At 65.9% G+C, this 20572-nt stretch carries 17 protein-coding genes; 10 read left to right on the forward strand and 7 right to left on the reverse strand.

Features of this window, described 5'->3' with window-relative positions; all coding sequences use genetic code 11:
- The first annotated feature begins 63 nt into the window (after positions 1 to 63).
- The 4 genes from gyrB to ACGGKE_RS11110 are packed head-to-tail and all read left to right on the forward strand — an operon-like array spanning position 64 to position 4430.
- Positions 64 to 2583 (forward strand): DNA topoisomerase (ATP-hydrolyzing) subunit B, encoded by a 2520-nt coding sequence (gene gyrB / locus ACGGKE_RS11095; protein WP_394437826.1) that lies wholly within the window; start codon positions 64 to 66, stop codon positions 2581 to 2583.
- Position 2584: 1 nt separating this feature from the next.
- On the forward strand, positions 2585 to 3148 hold the full coding sequence (locus ACGGKE_RS11100) for a DNA-3-methyladenine glycosylase I (protein ID WP_394437829.1): 564 nt from the start codon (positions 2585 to 2587) through the stop codon (positions 3146 to 3148).
- Positions 3145 to 3669, forward strand: a complete 525-nt coding sequence (locus ACGGKE_RS11105; RefSeq protein ID WP_394437832.1) for a membrane-like protein — start codon at positions 3145 to 3147, stop codon at positions 3667 to 3669. The genes ACGGKE_RS11100 and ACGGKE_RS11105 overlap by 4 nt, the downstream gene beginning before the upstream one ends.
- 29 nt (positions 3670 to 3698) lie before the next feature.
- A complete protein-coding gene (locus ACGGKE_RS11110; protein WP_394437834.1) occupies positions 3699 to 4430 on the forward strand; it encodes a DJ-1/PfpI family protein in 732 nt (243 codons plus the stop codon).
- Here the strand turns inward: ACGGKE_RS11110 and ACGGKE_RS11115 are convergent.
- Positions 4427 to 6838: a ligase-associated DNA damage response DEXH box helicase gene (locus ACGGKE_RS11115; RefSeq protein ID WP_394437836.1), complete on the reverse strand. Its 2412-nt coding sequence runs from the start codon at positions 6836 to 6838 to the stop codon at positions 4427 to 4429. The two genes, ACGGKE_RS11110 and ACGGKE_RS11115, sit on opposite strands and share 4 nt — an antisense overlap.
- Before the next feature lie 183 nt (positions 6839 to 7021).
- Here ACGGKE_RS11115 and ACGGKE_RS11120 point away from each other — a divergent pair, with 183 nt between their 5' ends.
- Together ACGGKE_RS11120 and ACGGKE_RS11125 are read left to right on the forward strand one after the other, a co-directional pair.
- On the forward strand, positions 7022 to 8359 hold the full coding sequence (locus ACGGKE_RS11120) for a cystathionine gamma-synthase family protein (RefSeq protein ID WP_394437838.1): 1338 nt from the start codon (positions 7022 to 7024) through the stop codon (positions 8357 to 8359).
- A gap of 4 nt (positions 8360 to 8363) precedes the next feature.
- The gene (locus ACGGKE_RS11125; RefSeq protein ID WP_394437841.1) at positions 8364 to 9290 is read left to right on the forward strand and encodes a 2-hydroxyacid dehydrogenase; all 927 of its coding nucleotides are present in this window, start codon (positions 8364 to 8366) and stop codon (positions 9288 to 9290) included.
- A gap of 3 nt (positions 9291 to 9293) precedes the next feature.
- Here the strand turns inward: ACGGKE_RS11125 and ACGGKE_RS11130 are convergent, their stop codons facing one another.
- Positions 9294 to 9968 carry an HAD family hydrolase gene (locus ACGGKE_RS11130; RefSeq protein WP_394437843.1) on the reverse strand — a complete coding sequence of 225 codons (675 nt, stop codon included), beginning with the start codon at positions 9966 to 9968 and terminating at the stop codon, positions 9294 to 9296.
- Between the two features lie 97 nt (positions 9969 to 10065).
- Here ACGGKE_RS11130 and ACGGKE_RS11135 point away from each other — a divergent pair, with 97 nt between their 5' ends.
- The 4 genes from ACGGKE_RS11135 to ACGGKE_RS11150 are packed head-to-tail and all read left to right on the forward strand — an operon-like array spanning position 10066 to position 13645.
- Positions 10066 to 11175: an ABC transporter permease gene (locus ACGGKE_RS11135; protein WP_394437845.1), complete on the forward strand. Its 1110-nt coding sequence runs from the start codon at positions 10066 to 10068 to the stop codon at positions 11173 to 11175.
- A 14-nt stretch (positions 11176 to 11189) separates the two neighbouring features.
- Positions 11190 to 12047, forward strand: coding sequence for an ABC transporter ATP-binding protein (locus tag ACGGKE_RS11140; protein WP_394441915.1), 858 nt, complete (start codon positions 11190 to 11192; stop codon positions 12045 to 12047).
- A 3-nt stretch (positions 12048 to 12050) separates the two neighbouring features.
- Entirely contained in the window at positions 12051 to 13013 is a 963-nt protein-coding gene (locus ACGGKE_RS11145) for an MlaD family protein (protein WP_394437847.1), read from the forward strand.
- 20 nt (positions 13014 to 13033) lie between these two features.
- Positions 13034 to 13645: an ABC-type transport auxiliary lipoprotein family protein gene (locus tag ACGGKE_RS11150; protein WP_394437849.1), complete on the forward strand. Its 612-nt coding sequence runs from the start codon at positions 13034 to 13036 to the stop codon at positions 13643 to 13645.
- 22 nt (positions 13646 to 13667) lie between these two features.
- Here the strand turns inward: ACGGKE_RS11150 and pepN are convergent, their stop codons facing one another.
- From pepN to mnmG, 5 genes are all read right to left on the reverse strand, one after another.
- Entirely contained in the window at positions 13668 to 16265 is a 2598-nt protein-coding gene (gene pepN, locus ACGGKE_RS11155) for an aminopeptidase N (RefSeq protein ID WP_394437851.1), read from the reverse strand.
- Positions 16266 to 16357: 92 nt separating this feature from the next.
- Positions 16358 to 17287: a ParB/RepB/Spo0J family partition protein gene (locus tag ACGGKE_RS11160; RefSeq protein WP_394437853.1), complete on the reverse strand. Its 930-nt coding sequence runs from the start codon at positions 17285 to 17287 to the stop codon at positions 16358 to 16360.
- Positions 17284 to 18066 (reverse strand): ParA family protein, encoded by a 783-nt coding sequence (locus ACGGKE_RS11165; RefSeq protein ID WP_394437856.1) that lies wholly within the window; start codon positions 18064 to 18066, stop codon positions 17284 to 17286. The genes ACGGKE_RS11160 and ACGGKE_RS11165 overlap by 4 nt, the downstream gene beginning before the upstream one ends.
- Positions 18063 to 18707 carry a 16S rRNA (guanine(527)-N(7))-methyltransferase RsmG gene (rsmG, locus tag ACGGKE_RS11170; RefSeq protein ID WP_394437858.1) on the reverse strand — a complete coding sequence of 215 codons (645 nt, stop codon included), beginning with the start codon at positions 18705 to 18707 and terminating at the stop codon, positions 18063 to 18065. The genes ACGGKE_RS11165 and rsmG overlap by 4 nt, the downstream gene beginning before the upstream one ends.
- On the reverse strand, positions 18704 to 20554 hold the full coding sequence (gene mnmG / locus ACGGKE_RS11175; protein ID WP_394437861.1) for a tRNA uridine-5-carboxymethylaminomethyl(34) synthesis enzyme MnmG: 1851 nt from the start codon (positions 20552 to 20554) through the stop codon (positions 18704 to 18706). Before mnmG ends, rsmG begins: the two co-directional genes overlap by 4 nt.
- Between the last annotated feature and the right edge of the window lie 18 nt (positions 20555 to 20572).

Here is a 20572-nt window from a genome sequence, read left to right on the forward strand (position 1 = left end):
CCGGCGGGGGAAAGACGCCATGTTTCGCTTTAGTTTCACGGGCGCATTCCCTATAGACTGGGCATGAGCGACGAACCCCAGATTTCCAACAAGAATGATTATGGTGCCGACAGCATCAAGGTGCTGAAAGGGCTGGACGCGGTGCGCAAGCGGCCCGGCATGTATATCGGCGATACCGACGACGGCAGCGGCCTGCACCATATGGTATTCGAAGTGTCGGACAATGCGATCGACGAAGCGCTGGCCGGCCATTGCGACAAGATCGTCATCACCTTGAACCCGGATGGCTCCGTCAGCGTCGAGGATAATGGCCGCGGCATCCCGACCGGCATCCACAAGGAAGAAGGCGTGTCGGCGGCCGAGGTCATCATGACCCAGCTGCATGCCGGGGGAAAGTTCGAGAATACGTCGGACGACAATGCCTACAAGGTGTCGGGCGGCCTGCACGGCGTGGGCGTTTCGGTGGTGAACGCCCTGTCGGAATGGCTGGACCTCAACATCTGGCGTGACGGCAAGGAACATTATATGCGCTTCGCCTATGGCGACGCGACCGCGCCGCTCAAGGTGATCGGCGATGCGCCGGCCAAAGAAGACGGGACTCCCAAGAAGGGCACGCGCGTCACCTTCCTCGCCTCGACCGAGAAGACCCCCGGCGACGGCGGCACCTTCAAGAACCAGACCGACTATGATTTCGACAAGCTGGAGCATCGCTATCGCGAGCTGGCTTTCCTCAACAGCGGTGTGCGCCTGTTCCTGGTCGACGCGCGGCATGAGGAGAAGAAGGAAGTCGAACTCTTCTATGAGGGCGGCATCGCGGCTTTCGTCAAATATCTGGATCGCAACAAGAATGCGCTGATGCCCGATCCGATCGCGATCGCCGGCACGCGCGACGACGTGACCATCGACGTCGCGCTGGAGTGGAATGACAGCTATTATGAAAATGTGCTGTGTTTCACGAACAACATCCCGCAGCGCGACGGCGGCACCCATCTCGCCGCCTTCCGCGCGGCGCTGACCCGCACGCTCAACAGCTATGCCGACAAGACGGGCCTGCTCAAGAAGGAGAAGGTGAGCCTCACCGGCGAGGATATGCGCGAAGGGCTGACCGCCATCGTATCGGTCAAGCTGCCCGATCCCAAATTCTCCAGCCAGACCAAGGACAAGCTGGTCAGTTCCGAAGTGCGCCAGCCGCTTGAAAGCCTGATGGCCGACAAGATGGCCGAATGGCTGGAGGAGAATCCTGCGCACGGCAAGATGATCGTGCAGAAGGTGATCGACGCCGCCGCCGCCCGCGAGGCCGCGAAGAAGGCGCGTGAGCTCACGCGCCGCAAGGGCGCGATGGACATCGCCTCGCTGCCCGGCAAGCTCGCCGACTGCCAGGAGCGCGACCCGGCCAAGTCCGAACTGTTCCTGGTCGAGGGCGATTCGGCCGGCGGGTCGGCCAAGCAGGGGCGCAACCGCCATAATCAGGCGATCCTGCCGCTGAAGGGCAAGATCCTGAACGTCGAGCGCGCGCGCTTCGACCGGATGCTCTCGTCCAAGGAAGTGGGCACCCTCATCCAGGCGATGGGCACGGGCATCCGCGACGATTTCAACCTGGACAAGCTGCGCTACCACAAGATCGTCATCATGACCGACGCCGACGTCGACGGCGCGCATATCCGCACGCTGCTGCTGACCTTCTTTTACCGCCAGATGCCGCAGATCATCGAGGCGGGGCACCTCTACATCGCCCAGCCGCCGCTCTACAAGGCGAGCCGGGGACGATCGGAAGTCTATCTCAAGAACGAAGCGGCGCTGGAGCAGTATCTGGTCGACAATGGCGTCGACACGATGGTGCTGGAAACCAGCGGCGGCGCGCGCAGCGGCGACGATCTACGCGGGCTGATCGAACATGGCAGGCGGATGCGCGCGGTGATGCGCTATGTGCCGCGCCGCTACAATCCCGCGATCATCGAGGCGCTGAGCCTCAATGGCGCGCTGGACCCGGAACTGTCGAAGGACGCGCAGGCGCAGCGGCTGGACGCCACCGTCGCCTGGATGGACGCGCATGATGCCGAAGGCCGCTGGTCGGGCCGGATCGCGCAGGAAGGCGGATTTCATTTCGAACGGCTGTGGCGCGGCGTCACCGATCATCACATGATCGAGGGCGGCTTCATCGGATCGGCCGAGGCGCGCAAGCTGCACGCCATCGCCAGCGAGGAAGCGGCCAGCTATAAAAGCGCGAGCCGGCTGGTCACGGCCAAGGCGGCGCAGGCGGTCGAGGATGCCGGCGAGGACGAATTGCCGACCGCCAGCGCCAAGGGCACGACCATCACCAGCCCGAGCGAGCTGCTCGACGCGATCCTGACCGCCGGGCGCAAGGGGCTGTCGATCCAGCGCTACAAGGGCCTGGGCGAAATGAATGCCGAGCAACTTTGGGAAACCACGCTGGATCCGGACAATCGCTCCATGCTGCGAGTCGAGGTGGAGCAGGCGGACGTCGCCGACGAAATCTTCACCCAGCTGATGGGCGACGTGGTCGAATCGCGGCGCGAGTTCATCCAGGACAATGCGCTGAACGTCGCCAATCTGGACGTCTGACATGGAGCGGGTCCGGTGCGGCTGGTGCGGCACGGACCCGCTTTATTGCGCCTATCATGACGAGGAATGGGGCGTCCCGCAGCGCGATTCGCGCATGCTGTGGGAAATGCTGATGTTGGAGGGCTTTCAGGCCGGGCTGTCGTGGATCACCATCCTGCGCAAGCGTGAGGCCTTTCGCGCCGCCTTCGCCGGCTTCGATCCGGACAAGGTCGCGGCGTTCAGGCCGGCGGATGTCGATCGGCTGATGAGCGACGCCGGCATTGTGCGGGCGCGCGCGAAGATCGAGGCGACGATCGCCGGCGCCCGCCTCTATTGCGCGATGCGCGAGCGGGGCGAGGATTTCTCGGCCTATGCCTGGGGCTTTGTCGACCGCCGGCCGATCCGCAATGACGGCCGCGCGGTGCCGCCAAAGAGCCCGCTGTCGGAGGCGATCTCCAGGGATCTGAAGCGGCGGGGGTTTAAATTCGTCGGTCCGACCATCGTCTATGCATGGATGCAGGCGACCGGGCTGCTGAATGATCATGCGATCGACTGCTTTCGCCGCGACGCGGTGATGCCGTCATGAGGCGGGCATGGATCGCGCTGATGCTGGCGCTGCCGGCGGGCTGCAGCGAGGATCCGCCGCCCGCCGTGGTGAACAAGACGGGGGCCGACCGTCCGGCAGAGGTGGTGGTGACGCCGATCGCCGATGAGACAGCCAAGGCCGACAGCAAAAGCGACAGGCCGACGTCCGTTACGCCGCTCGCCAAACCGTTGGTTTCACGTGAAACATCGCCGCCCCCGCCGGAGCTCGCCGCTTATCGCGCGATCGGCACCGAGCCTTTCTGGGCTGTGACTGTACGCGGCGACACAGCGACGCTGGAGCGGCCCGACAGGGCGGCGGTGCGCTACCGAGTGCGGGAGGAAGCCGATGCGGCGGCGCTGCGCTTTCTGGGCGAGGGGTTCAGCATGACCGTCAGCGATGGTCCGTGCAGCGACGGCATGAGCGACGCCATATGGTCCGACCGGGTGCAGATCGCCTTTGGCGAGGGCGTGCTGAAAGGTTGCGGCGGCGCGCGCGACGAGGGGCGGGATTTCGGCTACTGATCGTCCAGGGAGGAAAAGAGAGATGTGCCATGCGCGAAACACTGCCGTCCCGTCGCGACCTGCTGGTCGCATCCGCCCTGCTGACCGTCGCCGCGCCGCCAGCGCAGGCGGCGAGCCGTATCTCGCGCGAGCCGCCGGTGCCGCCTGAAGCTCCGCGCAAGACGCTGGGTATGGTGCTGTTCGACGGGTTCGAACTGCTCGACGTGTTCGGCCCGCTGGAAATGTTCGCGATGCTGAACGATCGCGTCGACACGCTGCTGATCGCGGAGAAGGCCGGCCCGGTGAAGAGCCGCACTGGCCCCGCCGCCATGGCCGATGTCGCTTTCGCCGATGCGCCCAAGCTGGACATCGTGATGATCCCCGGCGGATCGGGCACGCGGCGGGAGGTCGGCAACCCCGCCTTCCTGCAAGCGATCAAGAATTTGGCCGACGCCACGCCGCAGGTGGCGAGCATCTGCACCGGATCGGGCCTGTTGGCCAAGGCCGGCCTGCTCGATGGAGTGAAGGCGACGAGCAACAAGATGGCATGGGATTGGGCGACGGCACAGGGCGCGCAGGTGCATTGGGTACCCCATGCCCGCTGGGTCGAGGACGGGAAATATACAACATCGTCGGGCGTCTCGGCAGGCACCGACATGGCGCTGGGTCTGATCGCCAAACTCTATGGCAAGGCAATGGCGCAATGGGTCGCGGACCGCGCCGAATATCGCTGGAATGACGATCCGACCGACGATCCCTTCGCGGCGCTGAGCGGGCTCTAGTCCGCGCGCATCGCTTCGGCGACGAGCGCTTCGGCTTCCATCAGCAGCGCGTCCTCGGCCGCCTGCTGCGCCACTTGTTCGCGGCCGATGAGGATCAGCACGGGAACCGCGAGCGGGCTGACTCGCTCCAGGTCGATGTGCAGCATCGTCGTCGCCGCTCGGTCGATCAGATCGCCCAGCCGCCCCACATCCGTCATCCGCGCGCGGGCGTCGGCCCAGGCCGCCTTGATCAGCAGATGGTCGGGCTGATATTTGCGCAGCACGTCGTAGATGAGGTCGGTGGAAAAGGTCACCTGCCGCCCGGTCTTGCGCTTGCCGGGATGCTGCCGCTCGATCAGGCCGGAAATCACCGCCACGTCGCGGAACGCGCGCTTCAGCAAGCTCGACTGTTCGACCCAGTCGATAAACTCATGGTCCAGAATATCCGCGGAAAACAGGCTCCGGGGGTCGGTCACGGGTTTGAGGCCATAAACCGCCAGCGCATAATCATTGGACACGAAGCCCAGCGGCATCAGCCCCTGCGCATCCATGCGCCGCGTGAGCAACATGCCGAGCGACTGGTGGGCGTTCCAGCCTTCGAAACTGTAGCAGACGAGATAATGGCGCCCTTCATGCGGGAAGGTCTCAATTAATAGCTGCCCCGGCTGCGGCAGGGCGGAGCGGGCCTGCTGCATGTCCAGCCATTCGCGCACGTCGGGCGGGAAGCGGCCCCATTCTTCCGGCTCGGCCAGGAAATGGCGCACCCTGTCGGCCAGGCGAGTAGACATCGCCATGCGCGTGCCGCCCCAGCTGGGCACGCGCGCCTGTTTCGACGTGGCGCGCACGGTCAGGTCGGTGATGTCGATCCGCACCACCTCCAGCGCCATGCCGGAGAAGAAGAAGCTGTCGCCCGGCCGCAACTGCGCGGCGAAGCCTTCCTCGACCGTGCCGAGCTTGCGGCCATTGGCGAAGCGGACGGCGAGCGCAGGCTGATCGACGATGATGCCGGCATTGAGGCGGTGCTGCTGGACGAAGCGAGGGTGCGAGACGCGCCAGGTCCCGTCCTCCTCCCGGGTCAGGCGCTTGAAGCGGTCATAGGCGCGCAGCGCATAGCCGCCCCCTTCGATGAAGGAGAGGACATTGTCGAACGCTTCGGCGGTCAGCGCGCTGTAGGGCGTGGCGGAGCGGATCTCGTCGAGCATCTCCTCCGCGCGGAACGGCCCGGCGCAGGCCAGGCCCATGACATGCTGCGCCAGCACGTCCAGGCTGCCGGGACGAAAGTCATCGGCATCGCGCTCGCCCGCCTCCACCGCGTCGAGCGCCGCGCGCGCCTCCAGATATTCGAACCGGTTGCCCGGGATCAGGATCGCTTCGGACGCCATGTCGAGCCGGTGATTGGCGCGGCCGATGCGCTGGAGCAGGCGCGAGCTGCCCTTGGGCGCGCCCATCTGGATGACGCAGTCGACATTGCCCCAATCGACGCCCAGGTCGAGCGAGGCGGTCGCGACGAGCGCGCGCAGCCTGCCCGCCGCCATCGCGCTTTCGACCTTGCGCCGCGCCTCGATCGACAGGCTGCCATGATGGATGGCGATCGGCAGATTGGCGTCATTGACCGACCAGAGTTCCTGGAAGATCAGTTCGGCAAGGCCGCGCGTGTTGCAGAAGACCAGAGTCGTGCCGCGCGACTCGATTTCCGCCATCACCTGCCTGGCGGCATAGCGGCCCGAATGGCCCGACCAGGGGATGCGCCCTTCGGGAATGAGGATCGCGACATGGGGCTCTGCCCCCGCCTCCCCCAGCACCGGCGTCACCGCGCCTATGTCGCCATCGGGCGCCAGCCAGGCGCGATAGGCGTCGACATCGGCGACCGTGGCGGACAGGGCGACGCGGCGCAGCCCGGGGTTGATCGCCTGCAGCCGCGCCATCGACAGGCTGAGCAGGTCGCCCCGCTTCTGCGTGGCGAAGGCATGGACCTCATCGACGATCACCGTGCGCAGATTGGCGAACATCATGTCCGCATCGGGATAGGTCAGCAGCAGCGACAGCGATTCGGGCGTGGTCAGCAGGATGTGCGGCGGCCGGGCGCGCTGCCGCGCCTTGCGGTCCGAGGGCGTGTCGCCGGTGCGCGTCTCGACGCGAATCGGCAGCCCCATCTCCTCGATCGGGGTCAGCAGGTTGCGCCGGACATCGACCGCCAGCGCTTTCAGTGGCGAGACATAGAGGGTGTGCAGCCCCTCGGTCGGCGCGGCGATCAGGTCAGCGATCGTCGGCAGGAAGCCGGCGAGCGTCTTGCCCGCCCCCGTGGGCGCAACCAGCAGCGCGTGATCCCCCTGTTGCGCCGCCGCCAGCATCTCCATCTGATGCCGCCGCGCGCGCCAGCCGCGGGCGGCGAACCAGTCTTCGACGATGGCGGGCAGAGCGACAGGCATGGCCCTTCATGTAGGATCGCGCGCGGCGCGCGTCACCCTCCCCGCCTCGCCCGGCGCATCGTAATTAAGATGCCGGGTTACGAAAGATTATGTCCTGCGCCTCTGGTCGGCACCCCGGCTGCTGCGTTACACTCGCGGCATCATCAGCGGCGCTTCAGACGCTGCGACAGCAGGAGACATGATATGACCGGCGAAACCCCTCCCGTGAGCGAAGCCGACCTGACGGGCGTGGAGCCCACCGGCAACCGTCGCCGTCCCAAGGCGCCGATCATGGAGATTGACGGGCGCAGGCTGAAGCCCGCCACCTTGATGATGGGCCATGGCTATGACCCGACCTTGTCGGAGGGATCGCTCAAGCCACCCATCTTCCTCACCTCCACCTTCGCCTTCGAAAGCGCGGCGGCGGGCAAGCGTCATTTCGAAGGGGTGACGGGCATCCGCCCGGGCGGGGCGGAGGGCCTGGTCTATTCGCGCTTCAACGGCCCCAATCAGGAGATTTGCGAGGATCGGCTGTCGGTATGGGAGGAGGCGGAGGACGCGCTGCTCTTTTCCAGCGGCATGTCGGCGATCGCCACCACCTTGCTGGCGCTGGTGCAACCGGGCGACGTGATCGTCCATTCAGCACCGCTTTACGCCGCGACCGAATCGCTGATCGGGCGCATCCTGGGCCGCTTCGGCGTCCAGTGGCTCGATTTTCCCGCCGGCGCGAGCGCGGAGGAGATTGGCGCGGTGATCGACAAGGCGAAGGCGCTGGGCCGCGTCGCCCTGATCTATCTGGAAAGCCCGGCCAACCCGACCAATGTGCTGGTCGATCTCGACGCCGTTGTTGCGCGGCGCGACTCGGCTTTTTCCGGGGACGATCATGTCCCGCCGATCGCGATCGACAACACGTTCCTTGGGCCGCTATGGCACAAGCCGATCGGCCATGGCGCAGACCTCGTCATCTACAGCCTCACCAAATATGCCGGCGGGCATAGCGATCTGGTCGCCGGCGGGGTGCTGGGCAGCAATGCGCTGATCAACACCATCCGCCTGATGCGCAACACGATCGGCACCATTTTGGACCCGCACAGCGCCTGGATGCTGCTGCGCAGCCTGGAAACGCTGGAACTGCGGATGAGCCGCGCGGGCGAGAATGCCGCAAAGGTGTGCGCATGGCTGCGCGACCAGCCGCAGGTGGAGAAGGTCGTCTATCTGGGCTTTCCCGAAACCGAGCGGCAGGCCGACATTTATCGCCGCCACTGCTCGGGCGCGGGATCGACCTTCTCGCTCTACCTCAAGGGCGGCGAGACGGAGGCCTTTGCCTTCCTCGATGCGCTCAAGATCGCCAAGCTGGCGGTCAGCCTGGGCGGCACCGAAACGCTGGCGAGCCATCCCGCGGCGATGACGCATTTGTCGGTCCCGGCCGAACGCAAGGCGGCGCTGGCGATTGGCGACAATATGGTGCGCATCTCGATCGGCTGCGAGGATGCAGACGATCTGATCGCCGACTTCGCCCAGGCGCTGCGGCAGATCGGCTGAAAATATGGTTCGACCGCTATTGCTGGTGGGGCAGCCGCTGCTGGCGCCGCTGCTGCCCGTGCTGCGCGCCGACTATGACGTGCTCACCCTGTGGGAGCAGCCCGATGCGGCGGCGCTCGCCCGCGTCGATGCGCTGGTCTGGGCGGGCGAATTTCCGCTTGGCCCCGCACTGATCGACGCGATGCCGCGCCTGGGGCTGATCGCCTGCTTCACCGTGGGCTATGACGGCGTCGACCTGGACCTGGCCCAGGCGCGCGGCATCGCCGTCGCCCATGCGGGCGCCGCCAATGCCGAGGATGTCGCCGACCATGCGATCGGCCTGATGATCGCGCATCGTCGCTGGATCGTGGGCGGCGACCGCCATCTGCGCGCGGGTCAGTGGACGATCGAGGCCAAGACGCGGACCCGATCGATGGGCGGCGCGCGACTGGGGATCGTGGGCATGGGCGCGATCGGCATCGCCATCGCCGAGCGGGCGGAGGCGATGAAGATGCGCATCGGCTGGTGGGGTCCGCGCGACAAGCCCGGCCTTGCCTGGCCGCGCACGGACAGTCTCGCGGCACTGGCGCGCGAAAGCGACATTGTGGCGGTCGCGGCGCGCGCCGACGACAATAATCGGGGCATGATCGACGCCGCCATCCTGGACGCGCTGGGTCCGGACGGGCTGCTGGTCAATGTCGCGCGCGGGCAGCTGGTGGACGAAGTCGCGCTGGTCGCGGCGCTGAGGGCCGGGCGGCTGGGCGGCGCGGCTCTGGACGTGTTCGACCCCGAACCGACCGATCCGGCGCGCTGGGCCGGTGTGCCCAATGTCGTTCTAACCCCGCATACGGGCGGCGCGACGCAGGAGGCGGTGGCGCGGATGCTGGACATGCTGCGCGCCAATCTGGCGGCGCATTTCGCGGGCGCGCCGCTGCCCGCGCCTGTCGCCTGACGGTCAGTCCCAGTCGACGCGCGGCCATCCCCGCGCCGCCGCCAGCAACGCCAGGCGGCGGTGCGGGTTGGCGGCGAAGGGCAGGTCGGCATATTCCAGCATCGGCGCGTCGGACACATGGTCGGAATAGGCGCGGATATGCGCCTGCCCCCGGTCGATCGCCTGCGCCGCCATCCACGCCTTGATCATGCGCAGCTTGCCGGTGTCGTAGCAATTTTCGCCAGCGATCTTGGCGCGCACATAGCGCAGATCCTGGCTCAGATGATCGGTGGCGATGACGGCGTCGAACCCCAGCCGCCGCGCGATCGGCTCGACATAGAGACGGTAGGAGGCGGTGGCGAGCACCAGCCGATAGCCGTCCGCCCGGTCTTGCGCGATCTGCGCCAGCGCGCCCTGTCGCACATTGGTGGCGATCACCTTGTCGGCATAGCTTTCGACATGCGGCATCAGCCTGGCGCGCTCGACATTATAGCCGACCATCAGCGCCTGGTTCAGCTCCTTCAGGCGCTGGCGCGTGACGAGCTTGAGCACATAGGCCAGCATCAGCAGAAGGACGCAGGGCAGCAGCACCAGCCGCCAGGGCGCCATCGCCCGCGCGACATGGATCAGGAAGCCCGTATAGGTGCCCGAAAATGTGACCGTCCGGTCCATGTCGTAGATCGCCAGTCGATGCGTCATGCCGTATCCGAAACTTTTGCCTGAGCCCTTCGTTCTGGCTTGCGGATGGGCCGTTTCGGCTTGCCGTGCAACCGATAATGGACCACTAAATCCCCTGATGAACAAAGCCGCCGAATTGACAGAAGAACAACGCGATGGCGGCACGGTAATACGGCTTTCGGGAAACCTGGCCATAGCGTGCCTTCACGATCTGCCCGCTCGCCTGGATGGCGTGCAGGGGCCGGTCGACGCCATCGACCTGTCGCAGGTCGACCATATCGACACGATCGGCGCCTGGACCGTGCACAGCGCGGCCAAGCGGCTCGACGCGAAGATCGTCGGCGCGCATGACGATGCGCAGCGCTTGATCGAGGCGGTGGGCGATCTGGACGAACCCATGCCGATCCGCCCCGAAAAGCAGTCGCCGCTGACGCGCGTCGTGGGGCAGATTGGCGAGGCTGTGGTGAATGCCGGCAGCACGCTCGTGGGGTTGCTCGGCTTTTTCGGCGCCAGCCTGGTCGCCACCTGGGGCCTGATCCGTCATCCCAGCCGCTTTCGGATCAATGCCGTCGTGCAGCGGTTCGAGGTGGTGGGCGTGTCCGCGCTCGGCATCATCGGCCTCATGAGCTTCCTGATCGGCATCGTCATTGCCCAGCAGGGTTCGGTGCAGCTGCGCCAGTTCGGCATGGAAATGCTGACCATCAACCTGGTCGGCCGCCTCACCTTTCGTGAACTGGGCGTGCTGATGACCGCGATCATGGTCGCGGGCCGGTCCGGCTCCGCCTTCGCCGCGCAGCTCGGCACGATGAAGCTGACCGAGGAGATCGACGCGATGCGCACCATCGGCGTGTCGCCGATGGAGGCGCTGGTGATGCCGCGCACCTTGGCGGTCGTGGTGATGATGCCGCTGCTCGGCTTCTATTCCTCGATCGTCGCAATCATCGGCGGCGGCTTCCTGTGCGCGGTCGCGCTCGACATTCCGCCCATCACCTTCATCCAGCGCCTGCGCGAAGTCGTGCCGATCACCGACCTGTGGGTCGGCCTCATCAAGGCGCCGGTCTTCGGCGTCATCATCGCGCTCGCCGGCTGCTATCAGGGCATGCAGGTCAAGGCCAATGCGGAGGAAGTCGGGCTGCGCACCACCGCGGCGGTGGTGCAGGCGATCTTCCTCGTCATCGTGATCGACGCCTTCTTCGCCGTCTTCTTCACCTGGGTCGGGTGGAACTGATGAGCGAGGAAGAGATGCAGCAGGCCGAGGAACGGCGCATCGAAGAGGCAGTGGAGCAGAATGACGTCGCCATCAGCGTGCGGGGTCTGCGCAACAGCTTCGGCGACCAGGTGGTGCATGAACAGCTCGACCTAGACGTGCGCAAGGGCGAGATATTGGGCGTGGTTGGCGGATCGGGCACTGGCAAGTCGGTGCTGATGCGCTCGATCATCGGCCTTCAGACCCCGGACGAAGGCGAAGTCCGCGTCTTTGGCGAATCGATGGTCGGCCGGCTGGACGACGAAGCGCTGGCGATCCGCAAGCGCTGGGGCGTGCTGTTCCAGGGCGGCGCGCTGTTTTCCACGCTGACCGTGGCGGAAAATGTCGAAGTGCCGATCCGGGAATATTATCCCAATATCGGGCCACAGCTGCGCGACGAGATCGCCGCCTACAAAATCCGCATGACCGGCCTGCCGACCGAAGCGGGCCCCAAATATCCCGCCGAACTGTCGGGCGGCATGCGCAAACGCGCGGGCCTGGCTCGCGCCCTGGCGCTGGACCCCGACCTGCTGTTCCTGGACGAACCCACCGCCGGTCTCGACCCGATCGGCGCGGCGGCTTTCGACGACCAGACGCGCAAGCTGCAGCAGACGCTGGGCCTCACCGTCTTCCTCATCACCCACGATCTCGACACGCTCTATTCGATCTGCGACCGGGTCGCGGTGCTGGCGGACAAGAAAGTGATCGCGGTCGGCACGATCGAGGAACTGCTGGCGCTGGACCACCCGTGGATCCAGGAATATTTCAACGGCCCGCGCGGCCGCGCCGCCACCGCGGCCGTCGAACGCGAAAAGAACAAGGCGGCGCCCACGCCGCCCGATAGAAGGCGATAGGATATGGAAACCCGCTCCAACCATGTGCTGGTCGGCACGGTCACGCTGTTGCTGCTGGCCGCGATCATGATCGCCGCCTTCTGGTTTTCGCGCCTGTCGCAGGGCGACAACAAGGAATATGACATCTTCTTCAAACAGTCGGTCAGCGGCCTGGCCAAGGGATCGGGCGTCAATTACGCCGGTGTCCCGTCCGGGCAGGTCGAGCGGATCGAGCTGTGGAAGCGGGATCCCAGTTTCGTGAAGGTGCGCATCTCCGTCCGCGACAGCACGCCGATCCTGCAGGGCACGACCGCGACGATTCAGGGCGTGGGATTCACCGGTGTGAGCGAGATCGTGCTGGATGGCGCGGTCAAGGGCGCGCCGCCGATCGTCTGCCCGGCGCACAATGCCCCTGCGGCCTGCCCCGATGGCGTGCCAGTCATCCCGACCAAGCCTGGCGCGCTCGGCGAACTGCTTAACAACGCGCCGCAGCTGCTGGAGCGGCTGTCGACTCTGACCGAGCGTCTCACCGAATTGCTGAACGACAAGAACCAGCAATCGATCGCCGGCATCCTGGCCAATGTGGAGCGGATTTCGGGATCATTGGCGGATCGCAGCCCCGAGATTGCCGCCACCTTGGCCGAAGCGCGCATCGCGGTTCAACGCACGGGTGTTGCCGTGGAACAGATTGGCAAGCTTGCCGCAACCACCGATTCACTGCTGAACGAACAGGGCAAGCCGCTGATGGCGGACCTGCGCAAGACGGTGCAGGCCGCGAGTCGCAGCATCGACACGCTGGACAAGACGATCGGCGAGGCACAGCCGGGGGTGAAGAGCTTCAGCAACCAGACCATGCCGGAGGTCAACCAGCTCGTCCGCGACCTGCGTGAAATGTCGCGCGCCTTCCGCGGCGTCGCCGAAAAGCTCGACCAGCAAGGTGCCGGTTCGATCGTCGGATCGCCCAAGCTGCCCGATTACAAGCCATGATGAGGATAAGGATGAGGCGCATGTTCCACGCGAAACCCCAGGGCGCCACGGCGGCGCTGGCCGCGGCCCTGCTCCTGTCGGGCTGCGTGTCCTTCGGCGGCAAGCCGCCCGAACGGCTGCTCTCGCTGGATGCCGCGCACAAGGTGCCATCGGGCGCCGCACGCGTGGCGGGCGGCGGTCGCACGCTGATCGTCACCGAACCCGAAGCGCCCAAGATGCTGGACACGGTGCGCGTGCCGGTGAAGACCAGCCCGACCTCCGTCGCCTATGTGACCAAGGTGCAGTGGGCCGACACGCCGCGCCACATGTTCCGCCGCCTGCTGGCCGAAACAATCTCTGCCACGACCGACCGGGTCGTGCTCGATTCGGGCCAGTTCTCGGGCGACGGCGGCCAGCGGCTGAGCGGCGAACTGATCGAATTCGGGATTGACGAAGCTCAGCAGAGCGCGACGGTTACCTATGACGCGATGCTCACCACGCCTCGCGGCGTTGCGCTGGCGCGGCAGCGCTTTACCGCCAGCGCGCCGGTCGGCGGCAAGATCGAGGCGGGCAGCGTCGGCGTGCCGCTCAATGCAGCGGCGAACCAGGTTGCAACCGATGTCGCCGCCTGGGTCGCAGCCGTGAAGGACTGACGCGTCAGCCGTCGGGCGGCGTTCAGTCCAGGCTCTTGCGCGCCTGTTCGGTGACGTCCTTCGACAGGCCCGGCTGCGCCAGGATGCGCCGCAGCTCGCCCTGCATCAGCGCGGCGCGTTCCGCATCGAATCGCTTCCAGCGGCCGAGCGGCGGGACGAGCCGCGCGGCGGTCTGCGGGTTGATCCCATCCAGCGCGATGATGCAGTCGGCCACCAGTCGATAGCCCTTTCCCGATCGGTGGTGGAACGCCCACTGATTGCCGGAAAAGGCGCCATAGAGAGCGCGCACCCGATTGGGATTGGACAGGGTGAAATCCTTGTGCCGCCCCAGTTCCTCAACCAGGTCGACCGTGTCGGGGTGGAAGGCGAAGGCCTGGGTCTGGAACCATTTGTCCAGCGTCAGCGCGTCGGCGGAATAACGATTGTAGAAAATGTCGAGCGCAGCGATTCGCTCCGGGCTGACGCCGTTGGCCAATATGCCCAGCGCCGCCTGCCGCTCGGTCATATTGTCCGCGCTGCTGAACTGGTCGAAGGCGATGGCGGGGCCATCCGCCGCGCCCGAGGCCACCAGATAATGGAGCGCCGCGTTGCGCAGCTTGCGTGCGCCCTTGGCTGCGGGCGACAGCGCAAAGCCGTTCGCCTTCAACCGGGCATGAATGTCGCGCCACAGCGGCTCCAGCTCTGCGCCGATGCTGCGCTGAAGCGCTTCACGCGCGGCGTGGATCGCATCGGGATCGACCTGGCGCATCTGGTCGCCCAGATAGGCTTCGCTCGGCAAGCGGATCGCTTCCGCGACAAAGGCCGGGTCCAGCGTGGGGTCGGTCAGCGTCTGGCGAATGGCGTTGATCACCGCCCCTTCGTCAACTGTCTGGCCGCCGATCCGGCCCACCAGCACATTGACCATCAACTGCTGCATCGCCTCGTAGCGGGCAAAGGGATCATCATCATGCGCCGACAGGAACGCCAGATCGGCCTGGCTGCGGTTGGTGTCGACGATGACGGGCGCGGAAAAGCCGCGATTGATCGACAGGATCGGCGCAGTCGCGAAATCCGGAAAGGTGAAGCGCTGCTCCGCCTGCGTCAGCATCAGCAGTTCGTCGCCATGATGCGTCCCGCTTTCCTGGTCGAACAGCGCGACGCGCAGCGGGATCGCCATGGGCTGCTTATTTGGCTGCCCCGGAGTCGGCGGCACGCTTTGCTCCAGCGTCAATTCAACCTGAAGAGTCACGGGATCGTGCGACAGCGAGGCGCGCACGCGCGGGGTGCCCGCCTGCTCGTACCAGAGGCGGAATTGGGACAGGTCGATCTCGCCCCCCTCCTCCATCGCGCGCACGAAATCCTCGCAGGTTGCCGCCTGCCCGTCATGCCGCGCGAAATAGAGGTCGGTGCCGGCGCGGAAGCGTTCCGGCCCCAGCATCAGCGCCATCATGCGGATCAGCTCCGCCCCCTTATTGTAAATGGTCGCGGTGTAGAAGTTACTGATTTCCATATAGGATTCAGGGCGAACCGGGTGCGCCAGCGGTCCTGAATCCTCCGGAAACTGGCCGGCGCGAAGGATGCGGACATCCTCGATCCGCTTGACCGCGTGGCTGCCCATGTCGGCCGAAAAATTCTGATCGCGAAAGACGGTGAAGCCTTCCTTCAGCGACAGCTGGAACCAGTCGCGGCAGGTGACGCGGTTGCCCGACCAATTGTGGAAATATTCGTGCGCCACCACCCCTTCGACACCATCATAGTCGATGTCGGTCGCGGTTTCGGGATCGGCCAGAATATAGCGCGAATTGAAGATGTTGAGGCCCTTATTCTCCATCGCGCCGAAGTTGAAATCGGCAACGGCAACGATGTTGAAGACGTCCAGATCATATTCCCGGCCATAAACGCGCTCGTCCCAGGCCATGCTGTTCTTCAGCGCCTGCATCGCATGGGCGGTGCGCGGCAAGTCGGCTTCTTTGACCCAGATGCCCAGCTGCACGTCGCGCCCCGACATCGTCACGAAATGATCGGCGTTGCAGGCAAGATCACCCGCAACCAGCGCGAACAGATAGCAGGGCTTGGGATAGGGGTCGTTCCAGGTCGCCCAATGGCGGCCGTCCGCCTCGTCCCCCTGCGCGACCGGATCGCCATTGGCGAGCAATATCGGAAATCGCGCCTTGTCCGCCATCATATGCACGCTGTAGCGCGAGAGAATGTCGGGGCGATCGGGGAAGAAGGTAATGCGGCGAAAGCCCTCTGCCTCGCACTGGGTGCAGAGCAGGCCGCCGCTGGCATAAAGGCCCATGAGCTTGCTGTTGCGCTCCGGCGCCAGTTCGACCAGCGTCTCTACCTCGTGCGCGGCACCGGCCAGCGCAATGATGAGGGCTCCCGCCTCCAGATGCCACTCGCTTTGCGCGAGCAGCCGGCCGTCGATTTTCACTTCCAGCGGCACCAGCCCATCGCCGTCCAGCCGCAGCGGCCGGTCATGATCGCCATTGCGCGTCACCGACAGCCGCGCACGGACCTTGGTCAGCGCGGGATCAAGATCAAAGTGCAGCGCGACATCCGGCACCTGCCAATCGGGCGCGCGATAGTCGGTACGGCGAATGATTGCGGGCGCGGCGGCGGTGGGAGCGTGCATGTCCATCGCCGCAACCTAGGGAGCGGCCGGCGAAAAGACCAGTGGCTTCGCAGCGGTGGCAAGCGAAAGCCCGCAGCTATTGTTGCCGGCTCTGCCGGTCAGATCCTCTCGCCCGACAGGCGCTGGCACAGCATGTCGAGCTGGTCGAGATTGGAATAGCGCATCGACAGGATGCCGCCGGTGGACGCGCCGTCATGAGCGATCTCGACCTTCAGCCCCAATATATCGGCCAGATGCTGCTCCAGCGCGGCGATATCCGGATCCTTCTCCTTCGCGGCGCCGCGCGTCGCGCGCGCCGCCGGCGCCTCGTCTCCGGTCTTGGCCCGGCGGACCAGCTGTTCAGTATCGCGGACCGACAGCCCCTTTTCCTCCACCTGGCGGGCCAGCCGCTCGCAATTTGGCGCACCGATCAAGGCGCGAGCGTGGCCCATGCTGATCCTGCCGTGCATCACCTGCTGCTGCACAGGTTGTGGCAGGTCGAGCAGGCGCATCAGATTGGCGACATGACTGCGCGATTTCCCAACGATGCGACCCAGCGCATCCTGGCTATGGTGGAATTCCGCGATCAGCTTGCGATAGGCTTCCGCTTCCTCGATCGGGTTGAGGTCCTCGCGCTGGATATTTTCAATGAGCGCGATTTCGAGCGTCTCCTGCTCGTCAAAGTCCCGGACGATCGCCGGAATGCGGTGAAGCTGAGCCCGCTGCGACGCGCGCCAGCGCCGCTCGCCCGCGATGATCTGGAAGCCGCCGCCATGCGGCCGGACGATGATCGGCTGGATCACGCCGCGCTTGGCGATGCTGTCCGCCAACTCCTGCAACGCGCCATCGTCGAAATGCCGGCGCGGCTGTTCGGGATGGGGGTGGATCAGCGCGACTTCGATGCTCTGCACCGCCTTGCCATTGGCTTGCGGCGTGCTGGGCGATACCGGCTCCTCGCGCGAGACATCGCCAAGCAGCGCGGACAGGCCGCGACCCAGACCCTGGGGACGTTTGGCAGCCTTGGGCTTTTCGGTCGTGTCTTCGCTCAAGCGGCAACCTCCTGTCGGGGCAGGCGCGCGATCAGTTCGCGCGCCAGACGCATATAGGCTTCCGATCCCGAGCAGCGGAAGTCGTAGATGAGGGCGGGCACCCCATGGCTGGGGGCTTCGGACAAGCGCACATTACGCGGAATCACGGTCGAAAAGACCAGATCGCCCAGACAGGCGCGCACATCGTCGGCGACCTGGTCGGTCAGGCGGTTGCGGCGATCATACATGGTGAGCGCCACCCCCATGATCGACAGGCCAGGGTTGAACCGCCCGCGGATTCGCTCGACCGTCTGCAACAGTTGCGATAGGCCTTCCAGGGCGAAAAATTCGCACTGCAGCGGCACCAGCAGCGACTGCGCCGCCACCATGGCGTTGATGGTCAACAGGCCAAGCGATGGCGGGCAGTCGATCAGGCAGATGTCCCAACGCCCCGGCTGCGCCTCCGACAGGACGCGCTCCAGCCGGTGCGTGCGCTGCTCATATTCGATCAGTTCGATCTCCGCGCCTGACAGGTCTTGGGTCGCGGGCACCAGATCGAGCTTGGGCACGCGCGTCGTCACGATGCTGTCGTCCAGCGCGCAGTTGCCGACCAGCAGATCGTAGCTGGACCGTTCGCGCGCCGCCTGATCGACCCCCAGCCCCGTCGACGCATTGCCCTGTGGGTCGAGATCGACCAGCAAAACGCGCAAGCCGGTCGCCGCCAGACCAGTTGCCAGGTTGATGGCGGTGGTGGTCTTGCCCACGCCACCCTTCTGATTGGCGATGGCGATGCGGATCATGAGCGACCTTTCTTCTTGCCGGCGGGCATGACGGCTTGCGCAACGATGATGGCGCTTTCGGCGTCCGTCACGCTGGGTTCCACGTGGAACATACCTTGCCATGCCGGGCGCGCGGTCTCCAGTTCATTTTGCGCGTTTCGTCCCTTCGGCAGCACCCAGAGGCTGTTTTTGTCGCTGAGGTGCAGCGCCGACGCGAATAATTTGGGCAGCGGCGCATAGGCCCGCGCGCTGATGACGGCCGCGCGCATCGGCGCCGCGCTTTCCACCCGTCCGCCGAAAACCCGCGCATGGCTCAGCCCCAGTTGCGCAGCCACATCATTCAGAAAATCGATGCGCTTGCGGCGCGTTTCAATCATGAGCACGGGGCGATCACTCAGACAGGCCACCACAATCCCGGGCAGCCCAGCGCCCGAGCCGAGATCGACCCACTCTCCCTTGCCTGCATCCCGCGCCAGCAACAGCAGCTGGGCCGAATCCACGATGTGGCGCGCCCAGACATGCGGGCGCGTCGATTCAGCAATCAGATTCTGCTCGTCCATCGCAGACAGCAGGATCGCCACATAGCGTGCCAGCCGATCCCATGTTTCACGTGGAACGTCGAAGTGCGCCGTCAGCCAGGCGCGCGCCTCGTCCTCAGTCACGCTGCCTCCCGCCGAGCATGGACCAGGATCGCCGCAAGCGCCGCTGGTGTGATGCCGCGTATGCGCCCCGCTGCAGCGAGCGTGTCGGGCTGCGCCGCTTCCAGCCGCTCGATCATCTCGCTGGAGAGTCCGCCGATGGAGCGGAAATCAAAGTCAGCCGAAAGGATAACGCGCTCGTTGCGGCGCAGTTCGGCAATTTCCGCATCTTGCCGCTGCAGATAGGGCGCATAATGCGCGTCCTCCAATATCTCCTGGCGGAGATCTGCCGGGGCGTCGCGCAGGCTGGGCGCCAGATCAAGCAACAAAGCTTTGTCCACCTCCGGAAAGCGTGCCCAATCGAACAGCGACCGGCGCGCCCCGTCCTGCCGCACCGCACCACCGGCGCGCGCCATCTCGCTGGCCGACAGCGGTCGCGCGAGGTCCGCCTCGATCTGGCTTCGCAGGGCTGCGCGCTCCGTCAGCCGCGCGGCGCGCTCTGGCCCGACAACGCGATGCGCCAGACCGACCGGCCCTAACCGCGTCTCCGCATTATCCGCCCGTAGTCGGAGGCGATATTCCGCACGGGCGGTCAGCATCCGATAGGGCTCGGTGACGCCCTGCAGCGCTAGGTCGTCGATCATCACGCCGATATAGGATGTCGCGCGGTCGAGGATCATCGGCGCTTCGTCGCGAGCACGCGCCGCCGCATTGACACCGGCAACCAGCCCCTGTGCCGACGCTTCCTCATAGCCAGTGGTCCCGTTGATCTGGCCGGCGCAGAAGAGCCCCGCGATCGCTCGCACCTCCAGGGTTGCGCTGAGCGCGCGCGGATCGACATGGTCATATTCGACCGCATAGCCGGCCACGACGATCTCGACCCGTTCGAGCCCGGTCATTGACCGGACCATGGCAAGCTGGACATCCGTGGGCAATGAGGTGGAAATGCCATTGGGGTAGACGAGCGCATTGTCCAGCCCTTCAGGCTCGAGAAAGACTTGATGCCCGTCGCGATCCCCGAAGCGCAGCACCTTGTCCTCGATGGAGGGACAATAGCGTGGCCCTCGCCCTTCAATCGCACCGCTGAACAGCGGCGATCGGCCCAACCCGTCGCGGATGATCTGGTGTGTGCGATCATTGGTGCGCGTGATGGCGCAGGCCAGTTGCGGGAGCATCCGACTCCGCGTCAGCGGCGACATGGTCCAATCATCCGCATCCGACGGTTGCGTCTCCAGTCGCGCCCAATCGATGGTGCGCCCATCCAGCCGCGGCGGCGTGCCTGTCTTGAGCCGCGCGATGGGTAGACCGAGGTCGCGCAGCTGCAGGCCGAGGCTGGTGGCGGCGCGTTCGCCGATGCGTCCGCCCGCTTCGCGCTCGTCGCCCCGAAACAGTTTGCCGCCCAGGAAGGTGCCCGTCGCCAGCACGACCGCCCGCGCCGCCAGTTGCCGACCATCCGGCAGGGCGATGCCGGCGATCGCATCGTCGCGCAGGATCAGCCCGCTCGCTTCGCCTTCGACGATGGCAAGGCCGGCTTGCGCGTCCAGCATCTGGTGGATTGCGGCGCGATAGCGTTTGCGGTCCGCCTGGATGCGCGGCCCTTGCACCGCCGCACCCTTGCTGCTGTTGAGCATGCGATAATGGATCGCGGCTGCGTCGGCGGCGCGTCCCATCAGGCCATCCAGCGCATCCACCTCGCGCACTAGATGCCCTTTGCCCAAGCCTCCGATGGCCGGATTGCAGGACATCGCGCCTACAGTCGCACGGTCGAAGGTGAGCAGCGCCACCGACGCACCCGCGCGCGCCGCCGCAGCGGCCGCCTCGCAGCCGGCATGGCCGCCGCCCACTACGATCACATCATAGCTTGTTCGCATGGCGCGTCCTTACCAGAT

Source organism: Sphingobium naphthae (assembly GCF_043589935.1).
Classification (GTDB): domain Bacteria; phylum Pseudomonadota; class Alphaproteobacteria; order Sphingomonadales; family Sphingomonadaceae; genus Sphingobium; species Sphingobium naphthae_A.

Excerpts from the sequence above, each read along its gene's own strand:
- ACGGKE_RS11115 (WP_394437836.1), bottom strand. The coding sequence starts at position 6,838 with ATGCCTGTCGCTCTGCCCGCCATCGTCGAAGACTGGTTCGCCGCCCGC.
- ACGGKE_RS11100 (WP_394437829.1), top strand. The coding sequence starts at position 2,585 with ATGGAGCGGGTCCGGTGCGGCTGGTGCGGCACGGACCCGCTTTATTGC.
- ACGGKE_RS11150 (WP_394437849.1), top strand. The coding sequence starts at position 13,034 with ATGTTCCACGCGAAACCCCAGGGCGCCACGGCGGCGCTGGCCGCGGCC.
- ACGGKE_RS11120 (WP_394437838.1), top strand. The coding sequence starts at position 7,022 with ATGACCGGCGAAACCCCTCCCGTGAGCGAAGCCGACCTGACGGGCGTG.
- mnmG (WP_394437861.1), bottom strand. The coding sequence starts at position 20,554 with ATGCGAACAAGCTATGATGTGATCGTAGTGGGCGGCGGCCATGCCGGC.
- ACGGKE_RS11145 (WP_394437847.1), top strand. The coding sequence starts at position 12,051 with ATGGAAACCCGCTCCAACCATGTGCTGGTCGGCACGGTCACGCTGTTG.
- gyrB (WP_394437826.1), top strand. The coding sequence starts at position 64 with ATGAGCGACGAACCCCAGATTTCCAACAAGAATGATTATGGTGCCGAC.
- ACGGKE_RS11125 (WP_394437841.1), top strand. The coding sequence starts at position 8,364 with ATGGTTCGACCGCTATTGCTGGTGGGGCAGCCGCTGCTGGCGCCGCTG.
- pepN (WP_394437851.1), bottom strand. The coding sequence starts at position 16,265 with ATGGACATGCACGCTCCCACCGCCGCCGCGCCCGCAATCATTCGCCGT.
- ACGGKE_RS11165 (WP_394437856.1), bottom strand. The coding sequence starts at position 18,066 with ATGATCCGCATCGCCATCGCCAATCAGAAGGGTGGCGTGGGCAAGACC.
- ACGGKE_RS11135 (WP_394437845.1), top strand. The coding sequence starts at position 10,066 with ATGAACAAAGCCGCCGAATTGACAGAAGAACAACGCGATGGCGGCACG.
- ACGGKE_RS11105 (WP_394437832.1), top strand. The coding sequence starts at position 3,145 with ATGAGGCGGGCATGGATCGCGCTGATGCTGGCGCTGCCGGCGGGCTGC.
- ACGGKE_RS11140 (WP_394441915.1), top strand. The coding sequence starts at position 11,190 with ATGCAGCAGGCCGAGGAACGGCGCATCGAAGAGGCAGTGGAGCAGAAT.
- ACGGKE_RS11110 (WP_394437834.1), top strand. The coding sequence starts at position 3,699 with ATGCGCGAAACACTGCCGTCCCGTCGCGACCTGCTGGTCGCATCCGCC.
- ACGGKE_RS11130 (WP_394437843.1), bottom strand. The coding sequence starts at position 9,968 with ATGACGCATCGACTGGCGATCTACGACATGGACCGGACGGTCACATTT.